This is a genomic window from Streptomyces sp. NPDC057307, assembly GCF_042667665.1.
GTDB lineage: Bacteria > Actinomycetota > Actinomycetes > Streptomycetales > Streptomycetaceae > Streptomyces.
The window spans coordinates 1-16,324 of the sequence record NZ_JBHUZM010000064.1 but is presented as its reverse complement, the minus strand read 5'-3'; the positions used below and the strand labels follow the sequence as shown (position 1 = coordinate 16,324).

General features: G+C 71.8%; 17 protein-coding genes. 7 read left to right on the top strand and 10 right to left on the bottom strand.

Translation table 11 applies throughout. From position 1 onward, the window contains the following. Positions 1 to 20: 20 nt before the first annotated feature. The 8 genes from ACFUN8_RS21595 to ACFUN8_RS21560 form a co-directional block, all read right to left on the bottom strand. Positions 21 to 464 (bottom strand): TIGR03618 family F420-dependent PPOX class oxidoreductase, encoded by a 444-nt coding sequence (locus ACFUN8_RS21595; protein ID WP_383639958.1) that lies wholly within the window; start codon positions 462 to 464, stop codon positions 21 to 23. A 154-nt stretch (positions 465 to 618) separates the two neighbouring features. After that, positions 619 to 2,244 (bottom strand): FAD-dependent monooxygenase, encoded by a 1,626-nt coding sequence (locus tag ACFUN8_RS21590; protein WP_383639955.1) that lies wholly within the window; start codon positions 2,242 to 2,244, stop codon positions 619 to 621. Beyond that, positions 2,241 to 3,341: an alcohol dehydrogenase catalytic domain-containing protein gene (locus ACFUN8_RS21585; protein ID WP_383639953.1), complete on the bottom strand. Its 1,101-nt coding sequence runs from the start codon at positions 3,339 to 3,341 to the stop codon at positions 2,241 to 2,243. The genes ACFUN8_RS21590 and ACFUN8_RS21585 overlap by 4 nt, the downstream gene beginning before the upstream one ends. Positions 3,342 to 3,427: 86 nt before the next feature. Next, on the bottom strand, positions 3,428 to 4,414 hold the full coding sequence (locus ACFUN8_RS21580; RefSeq protein ID WP_383639950.1) for a hypothetical protein: 987 nt from the start codon (positions 4,412 to 4,414) through the stop codon (positions 3,428 to 3,430). 91 nt (positions 4,415 to 4,505) lie between these two features. Next, positions 4,506 to 5,252, bottom strand: coding sequence for a dienelactone hydrolase family protein (locus tag ACFUN8_RS21575; protein WP_383639947.1), 747 nt, complete (start codon positions 5,250 to 5,252; stop codon positions 4,506 to 4,508). 42 nt (positions 5,253 to 5,294) lie between these two features. Beyond that, positions 5,295 to 6,002, bottom strand: a complete 708-nt coding sequence (locus ACFUN8_RS21570; RefSeq protein WP_383639944.1) for a class II aldolase/adducin family protein — start codon at positions 6,000 to 6,002, stop codon at positions 5,295 to 5,297. Then, positions 5,999 to 6,979, bottom strand: a complete 981-nt coding sequence (locus tag ACFUN8_RS21565) for a TAXI family TRAP transporter solute-binding subunit (RefSeq protein WP_383639941.1) — start codon at positions 6,977 to 6,979, stop codon at positions 5,999 to 6,001. Before ACFUN8_RS21565 ends, ACFUN8_RS21570 begins: the two co-directional genes overlap by 4 nt. 267 nt (positions 6,980 to 7,246) lie before the next feature. Further along, positions 7,247 to 8,038, bottom strand: coding sequence for a FadR/GntR family transcriptional regulator (locus tag ACFUN8_RS21560; protein WP_383639938.1), 792 nt, complete (start codon positions 8,036 to 8,038; stop codon positions 7,247 to 7,249). A 122-nt stretch (positions 8,039 to 8,160) separates the two neighbouring features. On the opposite strand from ACFUN8_RS21560, the gene ACFUN8_RS21555 reads away from it, so the two are divergent. From ACFUN8_RS21555 to ACFUN8_RS21545, 3 genes are read left to right on the top strand one after another with little or no spacing between them, the layout of a single operon-like run. After that, positions 8,161 to 9,408, top strand: coding sequence for an acyl-CoA dehydrogenase family protein (locus tag ACFUN8_RS21555; RefSeq protein WP_383639935.1), 1,248 nt, complete (start codon positions 8,161 to 8,163; stop codon positions 9,406 to 9,408). A gap of 34 nt (positions 9,409 to 9,442) precedes the next feature. After that, positions 9,443 to 10,300 carry a fumarylacetoacetate hydrolase family protein gene (locus ACFUN8_RS21550; RefSeq protein ID WP_383639933.1) on the top strand — a complete coding sequence of 286 codons (858 nt, stop codon included), beginning with the start codon at positions 9,443 to 9,445 and terminating at the stop codon, positions 10,298 to 10,300. Between the two features lie 15 nt (positions 10,301 to 10,315). Continuing rightward, positions 10,316 to 11,236 carry a VOC family protein gene (locus ACFUN8_RS21545; protein ID WP_383639930.1) on the top strand — a complete coding sequence of 307 codons (921 nt, stop codon included), beginning with the start codon at positions 10,316 to 10,318 and terminating at the stop codon, positions 11,234 to 11,236. A gap of 76 nt (positions 11,237 to 11,312) precedes the next feature. Here the strand turns inward: ACFUN8_RS21545 and ACFUN8_RS21540 are convergent, their stop codons facing one another. Further along, entirely contained in the window at positions 11,313 to 12,116 is an 804-nt protein-coding gene (locus ACFUN8_RS21540) for an IclR family transcriptional regulator (protein ID WP_383639927.1), read from the bottom strand. Between the two features lie 103 nt (positions 12,117 to 12,219). Then, positions 12,220 to 12,714, bottom strand: coding sequence for a VOC family protein (locus ACFUN8_RS21535; protein ID WP_383639924.1), 495 nt, complete (start codon positions 12,712 to 12,714; stop codon positions 12,220 to 12,222). A gap of 118 nt (positions 12,715 to 12,832) precedes the next feature. Here ACFUN8_RS21535 and ACFUN8_RS21530 point away from each other — a divergent pair, with 118 nt between their 5' ends. The 4 genes from ACFUN8_RS21530 (at position 12,833) to ACFUN8_RS21515 (ending at position 16,247) form a co-directional block, all read left to right on the top strand. Further along, complete coding sequence (locus ACFUN8_RS21530; RefSeq protein ID WP_383639921.1) at positions 12,833 to 13,699, top strand: fumarylacetoacetate hydrolase family protein; 867 nt, start codon at positions 12,833 to 12,835, stop codon at positions 13,697 to 13,699. A gap of 295 nt (positions 13,700 to 13,994) precedes the next feature. After that, complete coding sequence (locus tag ACFUN8_RS21525) at positions 13,995 to 14,366, top strand: antibiotic biosynthesis monooxygenase family protein (RefSeq protein ID WP_382559711.1); 372 nt, start codon at positions 13,995 to 13,997, stop codon at positions 14,364 to 14,366. 46 nt (positions 14,367 to 14,412) lie between these two features. After that, entirely contained in the window at positions 14,413 to 14,859 is a 447-nt protein-coding gene (locus ACFUN8_RS21520) for a MarR family winged helix-turn-helix transcriptional regulator (protein ID WP_383639918.1), read from the top strand. 299 nt (positions 14,860 to 15,158) lie between these two features. Continuing rightward, the gene (locus ACFUN8_RS21515) at positions 15,159 to 16,247 is read left to right on the top strand and encodes a pyridoxamine 5'-phosphate oxidase family protein (RefSeq protein ID WP_383639915.1); all 1,089 of its coding nucleotides are present in this window, start codon (positions 15,159 to 15,161) and stop codon (positions 16,245 to 16,247) included. The last annotated feature ends 77 nt before the right edge of the window (positions 16,248 to 16,324 follow it).

Genomic DNA, 16,324 nt, shown 5'->3' with positions numbered 1-16,324 from the left:
CGCTCGTTGGGGGCGCGCCTCTAGGGGCGGCGGTTCTGGAGCCTCTCGGGGCCCATGCGGCTGGGGTCCAGCTCGTGGTAGCCGATCTTCTTCGGCGTGACGCGGATCTTGACGACCGTCGCCTCGGCCTCGACCTTGCCCGCCTCCTCCGGCAGGTCGTACTTCTCGGCGTGGTCCTTGAACGTCTGGACCAGTTCGGCACCCTTGGTCTCCTCGATGACGGCGGTCCCGCGCACCTCCACGTAGCGCATGGGGGTCTCGGGGTCGATCGCCAGGATGTTGATGCGCGGGTCGGCGCGGAGGTTTCGCAGACGGTAGGCACCGGGGCCGGTGTGGGAGACGAGTTCGTCGCCCTCGATGACCACGCCGGCGATGACGGAGTGCGGGCTGCCGTCGGGGAGCAGCGTGGTGATCACTCCGGTGACGCGCTTGCTGAGCAGGGCCACGACTTCTTCAGAGAACACAGCGAATCTCCTCGGGACGGCGACGCGCGCGGGTGCGCGGGTGCGTGGGGAATCTGGGCGGAGCCCCGGGGCGGACAGTGGTTCGCTCCGGGGCATGCTGTCCTGCTATTCGGGATAGTACTCTCGATATTCGCGACACGACAGTGACCGAGGGTCAGTGCGGTCCGCCCTCGCCACCGGCCGCCGGCAGGACTCTCCGGAGGGCCGCCGCGACCGCGGGAATGTCGTCCGGACCCATGACGGCGGCGATGTAGCGGTCGGGCTTGACCAGGACGAAGCGGTTGCGGGCGGCGCGGAGGGCCTCCTCCAGGCCGCGGTCGGCGTCCGCGACGGCGGCCCGGCTGCCGCCGGCCGGGGGCAGCCGGTCGCCGAGGAGGACGTCCACGCGCCGTACGTCCAGCGCGTGTTCGGGCCAGTCGCCGGTGTCGAAGCGGGCCCAGGCCGTCTCCGGCACGTCCACGCCCAGCAGGGCGTACGACTCCCCCAGCACCTCGTCCAGGAGGCGCGGGCGCAGACTCGGCGGGACAAGGACCAGGGGCTGCGGCAGCTGGGTGCCGGTCAGTGGGTGGTCCCCGACGACGAGCCCCGCCGGGTGCCGGGCGACGGGCCGGAACCGCATCCCGGTGAGGTAGTCCCGCCCGGCCGGCACCCGTAGCAGCGCACGGACCGTCAGGTCCCGTACGAGGGCGCGGGCCGGTGAGGTGGTCATGACGATGTCGCCGAGCCGTTCGGAGTATCCGACCACCGCCGTGACGTGCTGCCGTCGCTCCGCCGCGTAGGTGTCGAGGAGGCTCTCCGCGGCGGTCCCGTGCCAGACCCGTTCGACCTTCCACACGAGATTCGCGGCGTCCCGGATCCCCGAGTTGAGGCCCTGCCCGGCGAACGGCGGCATCATGTGCGCGGCGTCGCCCAGCAGCAGTACATGTCCCTGGCGCCAGTGGTCGGCGACGACGGCGTTGAAGGTGTACGTGGTGCTGCGCTCGACCTGGTCCTCGTCGAGTGTCCGGTACGGGGCGACGAGCCGGCGCAGCGTCTCGAACCGGGGAGTGGTCCCCTTCTCCCCCTCGCCGGGGTGCAGGAGGAACTCGTAGCGGCAGCGTCCACCCCGGCCGGGCACGATCACGGTGGGCCGGTCGGGAGTGCCCCGGTGCATGCCGTAGCGCTCGTCGTGCTCGTCCCCCGTCAGGTCGGCCACCAGCCACACCTGCTGGTGGCTGGTCCCGGTCATCCCGATCTCGCACAGTTCGCGCACGGTGGAGCGGGCGCCGTCGCACGCCAGGAGCCAGGAGGCGTCGAGGGGTTCGGTACCGTCGTCGCCGCCGGTCGCCGCCAGTCCGGCGGTGACGCCGCGGCCGTCGGCCCGCTCCCGCACGGTGCGCAGTTCGGTGGCGAACCGGACGTCGGCCAGCGGGTGCGACTTCAGTCCGTCGAGGAGGATCTTCTCCAGTTCGGGCTGGGCGAACTGGTTCTTGAACGGGTGGCCGAGGCGGTACGGGCGCGGCCCCCGGGCGTGGAAGAGGGGGCGCCCCCGCCGGTCGTAGTAGCGGGTGCCGGTGCCGGGGACGACGATGTCGAGCACCCGCTGGGCGAGGCCGCCCGGCTGGAGGGTGCGCAGCGACTCGTCGTCCAGGCTGATGGCCTTGGCCTCGTCGCTGGTGGCGGAGTTGCGCTCGACCAGGACGACGGGCACGCCCCGCGCCACCAGGAGGTTGGCGGCGGTGAGGCCGACCGGGCCGCCGCCGACGACGAGGACGGGCGCGCGGGGGGCCGCCGCCGTCACGGGTTGACCACCGCCATCCAGATCGGCTCGGTGCGGCTCTGGAGTGCGGCGACCGCCTCGTGGGCCTCGGTCAGCGGGTAGCGGTGGGTGATGAGGCCCTCGGCGCGCAGGCCGCCGCGTGCGAGCAGGTCGAGGACTTCCTGCGCGTCGGTACGGGTGCAGGAGCGGGTCCCCACGACGCGCCAGCAGTTCACCATGACCGCCGCGGGCGGCACCGTCAGCGGGGTCCTGTTGGCGCCCATGTGTACGAGGGTTCCGCCGGTGGCGAGGGAGGCCAGCGCCTGTACGGTCGCCGGCCCGTCCGGTATGTAGTCGACGACCGCGTCGGCGCCGTGCGGGGCGAGGGCGCGGATCGCCCGGGTCAGTCCGCGTTCGGCGGGCCAGTTCGGCGGCAGTTCCTCCAGCGCGACCGTGTGCGTCTCGACGCCGTCCGCGAGACCGCGTACGGCGTCGAGACGTTCGGCGCTGCGGCCGACGAGGATCAGTCGGGAGACCCCGAAGTGGCGGGCGAGACTGATGGTGGCGGTGCCCATGGTGCCGGTGGCGGCGGTGACCACCAGGGTGGCTCCCAGGGGCAGTTCGGCGCACTTCAGGGCGCGGACGGCGTTGGCGAGATCGTGGACCTTCGCTCCGACGTCGAAGGAGACATGGCCGGGCAGCGGGTCGACCAGCCAGTGCGGCACGCGCAGGTACTCCGCGAGGCCGCCGTCGTGGTAGCGCTCGTACAGCGGCATGGGAACGTCGCCGAAGGCGGCGTGTCCGATCATGGCCTGCTGCGAACACATCATGTCGCGGTCGGACCGGCAGTGGCCGCACGTAAGGCAGTTGAGGTTGGGGTGGACCCGGACGCGGGCGCCGGGGGCGACGGTGGTGACCTCGGCGCCGACGGCGGCGACGGTCCCCGCGGCCTCGTGCCCGAGGGTGGTCGGCAGATGTCTGAAGGCGCCCTGGGCCAGCAGGGTCATCATGCCGGGGGCGAGTCCGGCGGCGGCGACCCGGATCAGGACCTCCGTGGGGCCGGGCTCGGGGACGGCGATCTTGTGCAGGTGCAGCGCGTCGGAGCCCTGTTGGGCACGCGCGGCGAGCATGGCGGTCATGTGCGGCTCCTGGTCGAAGGGGTCGGGTTCCTGGCCGAGGGGGGCAGGTTCCCGATCGAGGGGGAACAGGTTCCTGGCCGAGGGGGTCAGGCGAGCAGGTCTGTGAGATCGCCGGGCGAGAGGTACGCGGCGGTCCTGGTGGTCTGTCCGATCTGCGGCAGGTCCCGGTCGGACTGGAGGGCGAGATGGCGGCTCTCCCCCGCGGCGCACAGGCTGGTGTGCGCGATGCCGAGCGGGACGCGGACGAAGTCGCCGGGGTCCAGCTCGACGGTCCCGCGCTGGGTGACGAGGGTGCGCCGGCCGCTGATCTGGTACTGGATCTCGTCGGCGTCGAGAGTGCGGCGGTAGACGCGCGGCGCGCCGGGCAACTGCCGTACGGTGCCGAGCCGGAAGGTGTCGGAGCGGTAGAGCCAGGTCGTGTCGGGCGCGTCCGGGAGCGCCAGGACGCTGAGCCGCCGCTCGTCCCGGTGGACGTGGTCGAGGAGCTGCCGTTCGTCGACGGGTGCCACGGTGATGTCGTGGCCGGGGGTGCCCATGCACTGGGTGATGGCCTCGTTGCGGTCGCCGGGTTCCCAGCCGGGGAAGGGCGGTCGCACGGCCTCGGACCGGCGCGCGGGTTCCGTCTCCTCGGTGACCGGGGCGGGCGAGTAGAACAGCAGATGGCTCTCGCGGCGGCCGTAGTTGTCGTGGGCGACCCCTCGGGGGATACGGGAGAACTCACCGGGCCGGTGCTCCACCACGCCGAGTTCGGTCATGAGTGTGCGGTCGCCCGCGATCTGGTACGAGATCTCGTCGACGTCGCAGTTGCGGTGGTAGAAGGGCTGGCGGTTGTCCATGGTCTGCCACTCGACGCGGACCTGGGCGCTCTCGTAGACACCGCGCGGCGGGGCGAACGGCACGGCCTCGTACTCCTGCGGGTGGTGTACGACGCCCAGTGGCTCGTGGTCGCTCCACAGCTTCACCGGGAACGGGTTGGGGTGCGGGGGTGAGAGCAGCAGGCGTTCGTCGCGTTCGAGGTGCACGTCGGTCTGTTCGGAGAACGCGGTGGTGAGTACTTCGGTGACGGTCGGCATGACGTTTCCCTTCCTTGCGGTCGTGGGTGCGGGTCCTCAGCAGTGAGTGCGCGGGCGGGTGCGGGTCCGCGCGGGCGTCGGTGCGGGCGGGTCAGGCGCCGTCGGGCAGGTGCCGGTCGAGGAAGTCGTGGGTGCGCTGCCAGGCGATACGGGCGCTGTCCTCGACGTACATGTGCGGCCGGGCGTCGCAGGCGAACGCGTGGCCGGCGCCGGGGTAGACGTGGCTCTCGAAGTCCGCTCCGGCGGCGGTGAGAGCCCGGTCGACGGCGATGACCTGGTCGGCGGGGATGGTGGGGTCCGCCGAGCCGACGTGCAGCAGGACGGGGGCGTCGATCCGGTCGGCGCGGTCCACGACGGCATGCGGTCCGGCGGCGATGCCGGGGCCGTAGAACACGACGACGGCGCCCAGTCCGCCGATGCCTGTGGCGGCGGTGAAGGCGGCCCGGCCCCCGAAGCAGAAGCCGTTGACGGCGGTCCGGCGGGCGGCGATGCCCTCCGCCGACTCCAGGTGGTGGAGGACGGCCCGGACGTCGGTGACGATGTCGTCCGGTCCGATCGCCCCGATCAGGGGCATGGCCTCGGCGTGCTGCCGGTAGTCGAGCGTGCCGACACCGTTGCGGTGGAAGAGGTCGGGGGCCACGGCCAGGAAGCCGCGCGCGGCGTAGCGGCGGGTGATGTCCTGGATGTGCTCGTTGACCCCGAACGCCTCTTGGAGCACGATCACTGCCCGGTGCGCGGGGGACGGGGGGCGGGCCGTGTAGACGCGCATGGGTCCGTCGGCGGTGGCCACGGTGGTCCAGTCGTCGTCGCGCGGGGTGGCGCTGTTCCGGTCGGTCATGGTGCGGGTCCTTACGGGAGACGGAGGTTCGGGGGGCGGGGTTCAGGGGGGCGGGAGGGTGCCGGCGGCGCGGCGCAGGAGGTAGTGCCAGCCGGCCTCCAACTGGCTGTCGGGCCAGCACTCGGCGCGTTTGGCGCGGGCCTCGGCCCGGCCGGAGTGGATGCGGACCGTGCCCGCCGCCGCGGCCCGGAGCTGTGCGGCGCAGGCGCGCTCCAGCAGGACGGCGTGCATGACGGCGCTCGGCACGGTGCGGCCCGCGCCGACCAGGCCGTGCTTGGGAAGGAGCGCGGCGGGCGCCGTTCCCAGATCGGTGGCGAGTGCCTTGCCGAGCTGAGGGGTGCTGACGAGGGCGCCGGTGGCCCGGAAGCGGGGTACGTCCTCGCCGCCGAAGAGGGCGCCCTCGTGGGAGAGCGGGAGCAGCCGGGTCCCGAGGGCGGCGAACGCGACGGCGGCCGGCGCGTGGGTGTGCACGGTGCAGACCAACTCGGGCGACGCGGCGAGGAGTTGCAGATGGATCTGGCACTCCTTGTGCGGGGTGCCGGTGCCGCGCAGGACTGTGGCGTCCCAGTGGACGAGCTGGAGGCGGTCCTCCCGTACCTCTTCCAGACCCCAGCCCGGGGCCTTGATCCAGATGCCCCGTCCCTGTGGATCCCGTACGGCGGCGTGGCCCCAGACCATGTCGCCCTGTCCGGCGGCGGCCAGGGCGTGGGACGCCTCGACGGTGAGCCGCTGGGCCTGGCCTGGGGTCATGACGGGGGCAGCGCGTCGTAGTAGCGGGCGGCTCCGGGGTGCAGGGGTACGGGTGACCGGCCCATGGTGGCGGGGTCCAGCGGATAGGTGATGGGGCTGCGCTCGGGCGGCAGGTGGCGGTACTGCCCCTCGATGAGATGGCGGGTCTCCCCCAGCACCCAGGCGATGGCGTAGGCGACGTCCTCGGGGAGGTCGTCCCGGGTGAGGATCAGGAAGTCGGAGAAGTCGAGGGTGCGGAAGCCGTCCTGGCCGGCGAACCAGCCGTCGTCGACGTACGCGTCGGGCCAGCCGAAGTCGGTCCGCAGTCCGTCCAGCACCTCGTCCTCCACGGGCAGGAAGTTGAACGCGCGGCCGATGTCCTGCCAGGCGGGCAGCATGACCGCTTCGTGGACGATGGCGTTCGCCCGGCCGTCCCTGGCGTGGTCGAGGGACTCGAACGGCCGCTCGTCCTCCAGCAGTTCGCCTCCCCAGCCGGTCACGTCGACGCCCGAGCGGGTGAGGATCTCGTGCGCGGCGAGTCCGACGTGGTTGACGCCGTCGTGGACGGACGTGGCCAGCCGCAGGACGGGCTTCTCGGCGCGCAGTTGGGCGAAGCTGGTGATCCCCAGGTCCTTGTGGACGGCGACGACGAGGCGGTCGCGCTGTGGGATCACGCCGAGGGCGCGCAGGCCGGGGTGGTGCTCGTCGGTGTAGACGCCCCGGCCGTCGAGGGCGGCGACGGCGAACGCGACCGGGGTGGTGAGCGCGACCTGGACCTCGCCGCGGCCGACGGCGTGGACGGCGTCGCTGAAGCCGCGGCTGTTCCAGGTGGCGATCCGGGTGTACGGGCCGCAGCGGTCGGCGAGTTCCTGGGCCATCCAGCCGCAGACGCGGTGCAGGTTCGCGGTCCCCCAGTCACCGCGCAGATGCAGCGTGAGGGAACGGTCGATACGGGGTTCGGCGGGGCGCTCTTGGCCGGGGTGAGTCGGGTCCATCATTGCCTCTGTCCTGAATATGAGGAAGCATGTCCTGCTTGTCGGGAAGCATAGGAGGCCACCCACCGGAAAGCGAGGGCCGGGGAAAGCAGGAGCCGATTTGACTCTACTACTAGACCTATAATGCTAGACTTATCCCGGCGGAAGTCACCACAGGACGGACGGAACAGTTCGTACGGTGCGGCCGACGCCGACCGGACACCTCAGCGGCCGGACAGCTCAGCGGCCGACCACCAGGTGGTCAGCCACCGATCCGGCCACCGACTCCGGTCAGCCCCTGACCGCCTCGTCGGCCTCGGTGTCGTGTTCGGCGACCTGGCGCATCAGGGCCGCCTCGTCCCGCTTGTCGAGCGCGTCCACCATCGCCTCGTGCCGCCTGAAGCGGTCCAGGACGTACTCGTCGAGCGACACGCCCGCACCGGGCTGGACGCCCACGGTATGACTCGCCACGAGATCGAGGAGATTCGTGTACAGCGACCGCAGGAGCGCGTGGGGCGCGACATCCGCGACCCGCTTGTGCAGCCTCCAGTTGGCTCCCACGAACATGTCCGCGTCGCCGGCCTCGGCCGCCTCCCGCATCTCCGCCAGGATGACGCGCAGGTCACGGACGTCCGCCGGGGAGGCGTGCCAGAGCGCGTCCTGCCAGAGCAGCGGCTCCAGAACCCTGCGGATGCGCAGGGCCTCGGTCACGTCCGCCCCGGAGGCGTCCAGGGCCAGGACCGAGTTGCCGAGACGGACCATGGGGTTCTGCTCGGCGGCGAACAGGCCGCCGCCGGACCCCCGTCGGACCGTCACGACTCCGCGCACCAGCAGCAGCCGGAGCGCCTCGTTGAACGTGCCCACCGACACCCCGCAGCGCACGCGCAGTTCGTCCTTGGTGCCCAGCCGGGAACCGCTTTCGACGCTCGCGGCGAGGTGCGCCACGAACTCGGCGGCCCCCTCCGCCCGCGACTTCACGGGCGCCTGCTCCCACTCCGCCCGGCGCAGCGCCGGAGGGTCGAGATGCTCGCCCGCCCCCCGCGCCCGCCCGCTCCGGCCGTCCGTTCCGCCTCGCGCCGCCACAACCGCTCCCGCCCGCCGTCCACCCAACAGTCCGTTCATTGTGGCGGACAGCGTCGCACCTCTTGGCGCGCACCTCTTGACGCTCGAAGGAATCACCGTGCAGCATCACTATATTCATCATTATGAATGGAGTCCTGATGGCCGTCGCCCTCGGTGACAGGGAACGCACGACGACGACACACGAGGAACTGACGCACGAGGAACTCCTGTCCCGTGCCGTGGCCCTGCGACCGCTGCTGCGCGAGCACGCCGCCGGAGCCGAGGCCGACCGCCGGGTGCCGGACGAGGTGATCGACGCCATCGCCGAGGCCGGGCTGTTCGGGCTCGCCACCCCGGAGCGCTACGGCGGCCACCGGTCGTCCGTGCGAACCATGCTGGATGTGTCGGCCGCGCTCGCCGAGGGCGACGGATCCGCCTCCTGGGTCGTCACCCTCGTCACCGCGTGCAACTGGCTGACCAGCCTCTTCCCCACCAAGGCGCAGGACGAGGTGTTCGGCGCCGACCCGGGCGCCCGGGTCACCGGCGTCCTCACCCCCACCTCCACGACCGTCCGGGCCGAGGGCGGCTGGCGGGTGTCGGGCCGCTGGTACTGCGACTCCGGCTCCGGCCTCGGCTCCGCGCGATCCGACTGGGCCGTCCTGGGCGTCCCGCTGAACGACACCGGCGGCACGGTGGTCGACCAGGGGCTGGCCCTCGTACCGCGTGCGGACCTGTCCCTGGAGGACACCCGGCTCATGGCGGGCCTGCGGGGCGCCGCCGCCGACTGCCTGATCGGCGAGGACGTCTTCGTCCCCGAGTACCGCGTCATCTCGGTGCTCGCCGCGATCGGGGGCGACCGGGCCACGGAGCGCGAGGACGAGGTCCTGTCCCGCTCGGCGTTCGTGCCGCTCCTCACACTGTTGCTCGCCGGTCCCCAACTGGGCCTGGGCCGAGCCGCGTTGCGGTACGTGACGGAACAGGCGGGCCGGAAGCCCGTCTCGTACACCTTCTACGAGACCCAGGCCGAATCGGTCGCCGTACAGCTGCGGATCGCCGAGGCCGCGCTGCGGATCGACACCGCCGCCCTCCTCGCCGAACGGGCGGCGGCCGACATCGACGAGGCGGCACGGCGCGGCGCCTACCCGGACTTCACCCGGCGGGCCCGCGTCCGCGCGTACACCGGCCGGGCCGTCCAGAACGTACTGGAGGCGATCGACATCCTGCTGAACGTCCACGGCGCCGCCTCCTTCGCCGAGACCAACCCCCTCCAGCGGATCTGGCGGGACGCCAACACCGCCGGCCGGCACGCCATGACCGACCCGGCCGTGGCCCTGGAGGTGTACGGCAAAGCCCTGCTCGGCGTCGACGAAACCATCACCCCCCTCGTCTGAGGGTCCCTGCCCCCGTGGCGAACAGGAGCAACACGTGCGCACCGCCAATCTCTCCGGCCGTCTCGTCCTCGTCACCGACGAGGGCCTGGCCGTGGACGTCGAACAGGCCAGCGACGGCCGGTTCGGGCCCGATCCGCAGGACATCTACCAGGACTGGCCGGGCTTCCGCGACTGGCAGGCCACCGCCGTACTCCCGCAAGGACGTCCCTTCACCCCCGAGGAACTGGGCGCGCCCGCGCCGCGGCCCCGCCAGGTCTTCGCGATCGGGCTCAACTACCGTGCCCACGCGGCCGAGTCCGGCTTCGAGGTCCCGACCACGCTGCCGCCGGTCTTCCCCAAGTACGTCTCCAGCATCACCGGTCCCGTCACCGACGTGGAGCTGCCGCCGGACGGCCGCACCGACTGGGAGGTGGAACTGGTCGCCGTCATCGGCGAACGGGCCCACCACGTCACGGAGGAGGACGCCTGGCGGTACGTCGCCGGCCTCACCGTCGGACAGGACATCTCCGAGCGCGTCAGCCAACTGTCCGGGCCCGCACCGCAGTTCGGCCTCGCCAAGTCCTTCCCCGGCTTCTCCCCCACCGGCCCGTACCTGGTCACCCCCGATGCGATCGACGACCCCGACAGCCTCGCGCTCGGCTGTTCGCTGAACGGCGAGGAGGTACAGAAGGGCCGTACCGACGACCTCGTCTTCTCCGTCCCCGCGCTGATCGCCCGGCTGTCGGCGGTCCTGCCGCTGCTCCCCGGTGACCTCGTCTTCACCGGCACCCCCGCCGGTGTCGGCATGGGTAGGAGTCCACAGCGCTGGATATCCGCCGACGACTCACTGGTCAGCTGGATCGAAGGCATCGGGGAACTGCGCCAGACCTTCCACGACCGGCCGAGTCTCTGAACCCGGGAGTCCCACATGTCCCTGCACCGTCTGTCCTCCGTCGTCATGGGCGTTCCCGATCCCGCCCGAACGATCTCCTACTACACCGAGTTCGGCCTCGCCCCCGAGGACGGGGGCTGGCTGAGCACCCGCGACGGCGGACGCCAACTCCGGGTCGTCCACGCGCCCAGCCGCCGACTGGTGGAGCTGTCCATCGGCGTGGACAGCCCCGACGACCTCGAACGGGTCGCCGCGCGGCTGACCCGGCTCGGCGTCCACGCCCACCGGGACGGCTCCGCCCTGACCTCGATCGAGAAGATCACCGGGCTGCGCGCCGTTCTGCGGGTCGAGCCGCGGACAAGCCAGCCGGCGACCACCGCCACGCCCTACAACGGACCCGGCCGCACCGAGCGCGTCGACCGGCGCGCGCCCGGTCTGTCGCGGGACGACCGCGTCCGGCCGCGCAAGCTGGGGCACGCCGTCCTGGGCACCACCGACTTCACCGCGACCACCGGATTCTTCCGGGACGGCCTCGGGCTGAAGGTCTCGGACCTGATGGGCGACTTCGGGGCCTTCCTGCGCTGCTCGACCGACCACCACAACGTCCTGGTGCTGGCCGCGCCCGTGACCTTCCTGCACCACACCTCCTGGCAGGTCGACGACGTGGACGACATCGGGCGGGGCGCGATGACGATGCTGGAGGACCACCCCGAACGTCATGTGTGGGGGCTGGGCCGCCACCACGCGGGCTCGAACTTCTTCTGGTACCTGAAGGACCCGGCCGGCAACTTCTCCGAGTACTACTCCGACATGGACTGCGTGGTCGACGACCAGTTGTGGAAGCCCGAGGTGTTCGAGGGCGCCAAGGGACTGTTCAACTGGGGTCCGCCCCCGCCGCCTTCGTTCATCCGGCCGGACGATCTGGCGGGCCTGATGACGGGTTCCCACAACGAGTAGGTCCGGGCGGGGTGGACCCGGCGGCGACGGACGGACGGCGGGTGGGCGACGGGTGGGCCGCCGAGTGGGGCGGTCGTCAGCCGACACCCATGCGGCGTACCTGGTCCGACAGTTCGGCCGCCGCCTCCCGTACCGCCTTGACGTAGCGCGGGACCTCGCGGTCGGGAACGCGGTGCGAGAGCGCGGCGACGCTGAGCGCCGCCACCACGCGGTCGTGCTCCCCGGTCACGGGCGCGCCGACCCCCAGGACGTCGGGGTCCAGCTCACCTCGGCCGACGACGTACCCCTGTTCGCGGATCTCCGTGAGATACACGCGCAGCAGGTCGGGGTCGGTGTGGGTCGCGTCGGTGTAGCGCGGCAGCGGAACGGCCAGCAACTCGTCGAGTTCCGCCGCCGGGGCCCAGGCGGTCAGGGCGAGCGCGGCGGCGCCGGCGTTGACCGACAGCACCTGGCCGCGCTCGTAGGACAGGCGCAGGGTCGTGCTCGCCTCCTCCCGCTCCAGGCAGACCACGGCCGCGCCGGAGCGCCGGGTGAGCAGGACGGACACCCCGGTGCGCTCCGCCAGTTCCCGCATGACGGGCCGGGCCAGGTCGGAGAGTCCGACGCCCTTGCGGGCCAGCCGGGCGAGGTCGATGACGCGGGGGCCGAGCCGGAAGCCGGAGCCGTCGCTCTCCTCCAGGAAGCCGTTGGAGGTGAGGCTCTGGAGGTACCGGTAGGCGGTGGAGCGTGCGACGTCCAGACGGGTGGCGACCTCCGTGGCGGAGAGGTCGAGCCGGTCGTCGGTGAACATGAGCAGGATGTCCAGGGCCCGGTCCGCCGTGGAGTTGCGTCCGCGGTACGCGGGGGCGGCGCCTGTCTCCCGCCGTGTGATTCCTGACATGCGGGAAACGTACCAGGGGCGCGCGGGAACCGGCCGGGCTCCGACGGTCCCGAGACCGGGCCCCATCGCCCCGGGGACCGGGGCGCGCACGGGTCGGCGCGGACTACCGCACCGGCTGGTAGGGGTTCTCCCCGTCGGCGAGCAGCCGGTCGGCCTCGGCGTGGATCTCCTCCGCCGGGAGGCCGAAGTCGATCGACTTGCGGAACGGCTGGCGGACGTCCCGCTCGACGCGGAGATAGACCTCGTTGCGGTTGCCCTCCGGGTCGAAGAAGTAGATGCCGAAGGCGTTGCCGTGGGTCACCTCCTGCTGGACGTCGACGCCTTCCGCGGCGAACCTCGCGTGAAAGGCGCGCAGATCCTCCAGCGTCTCCACCCGCCAGGAGATCTGGTGCTGCTGCTTGTCGCCGATCGCGGCGGTCCGGCCGCGCTGCAGGACGAACTCGTGGTGCTCCTCGTCGGGCCGGGCGCTGAAGAAGACGATCGCCAGCCCGTCGTCGGCGTCGGTGACCGTCAGCCCCAGCACCCTCTCGTAGAAGTCGCGCATCTTCTCCAGGTCGTACACCCAGAGCCCCGTGTGACCCAGGCTGGTGATCGCCACGTCCTCTTCCCGTCTCTCGCGTCTCTCGTGTCTCGCTTTGCAGGACATGTTTCCTGCATATCGCTACTAGCGTACGATCGCCTGTGCGGTAGGTCAACGACGAAAGATGGGGTGCACCGTGCGACTCGCCACACTGCGGGTACGGGAACAGACCTTCGCTGCACGCCTGGACGGGGACTCGTACACCCTGTTTCCCGAGCCCGACGTGGGCGAGTTGCTCGCCTCGGGGCGCGATCACCGGCGGACGGCGATTGACGGCCGGTGGGGACGGGTCGCCGTGGAGGAGGCCAACTACGCGCCCCTCGTGCCACACCCGAACAAGATCATCTGCCTGGGCCTGAACTACGCCTCGCACATCGAGGAGATGGGGCGTGACACCCCCAAGTACCCGACGCTCTTCGCGAAGTACGACGGCTCCCTGATCGGCGCGCGCGACGCGATCGTGCTGCCGCGCGTGAGCGACCGTGTCGACTGGGAGGCGGAACTGGGCTTCGTGATCGGCCGGCCCGCGCGCCATGTGACGCACGAGCGGGCTCTGGAGTACGTCGCGGGCTACACGGTGGTCAACGACGTGACGGTCCGCGACTACCAGCGCCGCACCCGCGAGTTCCTCGCGGGCAAGACGTTCGAGGCGACCACCCCGATCGGCCCGGAGCTGGTCACGGCCGACGAGTTCGGGGGCCGGGAGCCCGACCTGGAGATCAGCTGCGAGGTCGACGGGGTCGTGATGCAGCGGTCCCGCACCTCCGACCTGCTCTTCGGGATCGCGGACATCGTGGTGTACCTGAGCGAGATCATCACGCTCCTGCCGGGCGACGTGGTCTGCACGGGGACGCCGGGCGGCGTGGGGGACGGCCGCGATCCCAAGGTCTACCTACAGAAGGGACAGGTACTGCGCACGGTCGTCGAAGGGCTGGGCGAGACGCTCAACACCTGCGTCCAGGAGGAGTCGCGCGGGTTCGGCGGATCTCCCGAAAAGTCTTGACCTGCGACGGGATGCGTTTCATAACCTCTAGTAGTAGAGTCAATTACGAGGCGGTCGAAGGCGACCCGCGCGAGCGGCCGGTCGCATCACGGCGCGGCGCGGGTGCCTCACTCCGGAGCCCTCCCGAACCCGGAGCACTCCCGATTCGGAGCCCTCCCCGCCGGCCCTTCCACGGCACGCGCGCCGGACGACGCGGCGACCGTACGACACGTCACCACGTGTCCCGCGCCCTCACCCGGCGCACCCGTCCAGCACTGTCCAGCACCCATCCAGCACCCGGAACGGAGAGAACACCATGATGGAGATCAGGAACATCGACGAGAGCTGTCCCTTCTTCACCCAGGTCGAGCAGTCGGACGACAGCCCCGTCACGGTCATCAACACCTTCATCGCCCCCGAAGGGGGAGTCGAGGCATGCCTCGCGGCGTGGGCCAAGGAGTGTGAGGTGATGACGGCCCAGCCCGGCTTCATCTCGGCGCAGCTCTACCGCGGCGTCGGCGACAGCAGGGCCCTCACCAACATCGCGGTGTGGGAGTCGGGAGACGCGCTCAAGGCGGTCTTCGCCCGCCAGGACTTCGCGGACTCCCTCATCCTCCCGCCGGAGGGCTCGGTCGCCTACCCGGTCCTGTACCAGAAGATGGCCATGCCCGGCATCTGCGTCGCCTGACCGGGCGTCCGTGTGCCCCGTACGGCCAAGAGGTACAGTCCGGCCCATGCCGCACCAGGATCTCCCCACCGACCTCGCCCGCCTGGTGTGGACCCTGCACCGGACACTGCTGCAGGCCACCCGGACTCCGGTCGGCGAGCACGTACGCCCCCCGGCGCAGGTGGAACTGCTCCAGCTGGTGACCGACAGGCCCGGGGTCAGCGTCCGGGAGGCGGCGGGGATGCTCCGTATGCAGCCGAACAACGTCAGCACCCTGGTGACCCAGTTGGTGAAGGACGGGCTGCTGGAGCGGTCGCCCCATCCCGACGACCGGCGGCAGGCGCAGTTGCGGCCCACCCCTCGCATGCTCGCGGAGGGCCGAGAGGTCAACGCCGGGATCTACCGCAACGTCGAGGCCGCGCTGAGCACGCTCAGCCCCGGTGCCGTCGAACGGATCGCGGCGGCCCTGCCGGACCTGCGCGACCTCGCCGAGGCCGCCCACCAGGCTCCCTGAGGGCCCGCAGCGGCCCTGACGTCCTGAGACACACGGTCGACGCGACACACGCCCCCATTCCCGCTTTGCGGGACGAGGCTACTGACATGCAAGACTCGACGGACCGAGCAGCGGTACCCCTCCGTCCTCAGGGGCCCTCTTCCGCTTCCCCGGCCGGCTGATCGAACGACCCGAGACCCGAGACCCGAGGATCGCGCGGTCCCCCAGTGCCCACGGGTCCCACGGGTCCCGCGGACCTCACGAATCCCCGCGCCCCGAGCCCCGCACCCCGAGCCCATTCACGCACCCAGGGAGTAACCATGTTTCCTCCAGAAGCCGCAGCTCTCCTCAGTACGAAAACCCCGGCCACCTTCACCACCCTGCTCCCCGACGGCAGTCCGCACTCCGTCGTCTCCGGAGTCGTGCTGGAGGGTGACCAGTTGGTCACGAACACCGCTCCGAGCGCGAAGCGGCTGAAGAACCTTCGGGCCGACCCCCGGGTCAACGTCCTGATCATCGACCCCGCCTCCCCCATGCGCTACGTGGAGGTACGGGGGACGGCCACCGTCCACGAACTCCAGCAGGACCAGAAGGCCCGGCTCCTCCAGGGGCACGCGCGGGAGGGCGGCACGGAGGCGCCCTCCGACCAGGAGCAGGCGGCTGTCACCGTCCTCCAGATCCGTGTGACGCCGTCCAAGGTCACGTACCACAGCTTCGACCCGCGTCAGCTCGGTCCGGCCGCCCGTCAGCGGCCGGGTGGCCGGCCGGGCGGAAGTCCGGATGGCCGTCCGGGCGCCGGCGCACCGGCCGGGGACGAGGTCCCGCACACCGCCCCCGACGGCGTCGTCCGGGAGGACGAGGCGGGCCGGTGGATCGAGTTCGAGCGCCCCGTGTCCCACGCGCCCGAGGCGGTCTGGGCCGCGCTGACCGAGCCGGCGCGGCTGGTGCTGTGGCAGCACCCGGTCGAGTTCTTCCCCGAACTGCGCGAGGGCGCCACGGTCTTCGCCCATCTCAACCCGCAGGCCAAGGCGTTCGCCCTGGGCAAGGTGACCCGGGTCGAGCCCCCGCACGCCCTGGCCTTCCGGTGGACGACGACGCACCCGGCCCTGTCGCCGGACGTCACGCTCTCCTACGTACTCACCGACGGTGCGCTCAAGGTCTCCTACGGCCCCTTCGGCAAGGACGACGCCGTACTGCCGATGATGGCCTCCCTGCACATCCACCTGGACCACCTGGACCTGGCGATCACCACGCCGGAGAGCGAGCTGCCTGCGGCCCCGTGGCCCGAGGTCAGCGTCGTGACGAAGTCGGGCCGTATGCAGCCGACGATCGGCGCGTACGCGAAGGCCCACCCCGAGCTGGGTGGCCCCGGTGGACCGGGTGGACCCGGCCGGCCCGGCCGCCCCTGAGCCCGGCCCCGCGCCTCGCGTCCCGCGCGAACGCACAGCCCGAACGCACCGCGCGCCCCGCACGGCCGAAGCCGAGC

What these genes read in the sequence shown, in the direction of transcription:
- ACFUN8_RS21585 (WP_383639953.1), bottom strand. Translation starts at nt 3,341, where the DNA reads ATGACCGCCATGCTCGCCGCGCGTGCCCAACAGGGCTCCGACGCGCTG.
- ACFUN8_RS21580 (WP_383639950.1), bottom strand. Translation starts at nt 4,414, where the DNA reads ATGCCGACCGTCACCGAAGTACTCACCACCGCGTTCTCCGAACAGACC.
- ACFUN8_RS21575 (WP_383639947.1), bottom strand. Translation starts at nt 5,252, where the DNA reads ATGACCGACCGGAACAGCGCCACCCCGCGCGACGACGACTGGACCACC.
- ACFUN8_RS21570 (WP_383639944.1), bottom strand. Translation starts at nt 6,002, where the DNA reads ATGACCCCAGGCCAGGCCCAGCGGCTCACCGTCGAGGCGTCCCACGCC.
- ACFUN8_RS21565 (WP_383639941.1), bottom strand. Translation starts at nt 6,979, where the DNA reads ATGATGGACCCGACTCACCCCGGCCAAGAGCGCCCCGCCGAACCCCGT.
- ACFUN8_RS21555 (WP_383639935.1), top strand. Translation starts at nt 8,161, where the DNA reads ATGAATGGAGTCCTGATGGCCGTCGCCCTCGGTGACAGGGAACGCACG.
- ACFUN8_RS21545 (WP_383639930.1), top strand. Translation starts at nt 10,316, where the DNA reads ATGTCCCTGCACCGTCTGTCCTCCGTCGTCATGGGCGTTCCCGATCCC.
- ACFUN8_RS21540 (WP_383639927.1), bottom strand. Translation starts at nt 12,116, where the DNA reads ATGTCAGGAATCACACGGCGGGAGACAGGCGCCGCCCCCGCGTACCGC.
- ACFUN8_RS21525 (WP_382559711.1), top strand. Translation starts at nt 13,995, where the DNA reads ATGATGGAGATCAGGAACATCGACGAGAGCTGTCCCTTCTTCACCCAG.
- ACFUN8_RS21520 (WP_383639918.1), top strand. Translation starts at nt 14,413, where the DNA reads ATGCCGCACCAGGATCTCCCCACCGACCTCGCCCGCCTGGTGTGGACC.
- ACFUN8_RS21515 (WP_383639915.1), top strand. Translation starts at nt 15,159, where the DNA reads ATGTTTCCTCCAGAAGCCGCAGCTCTCCTCAGTACGAAAACCCCGGCC.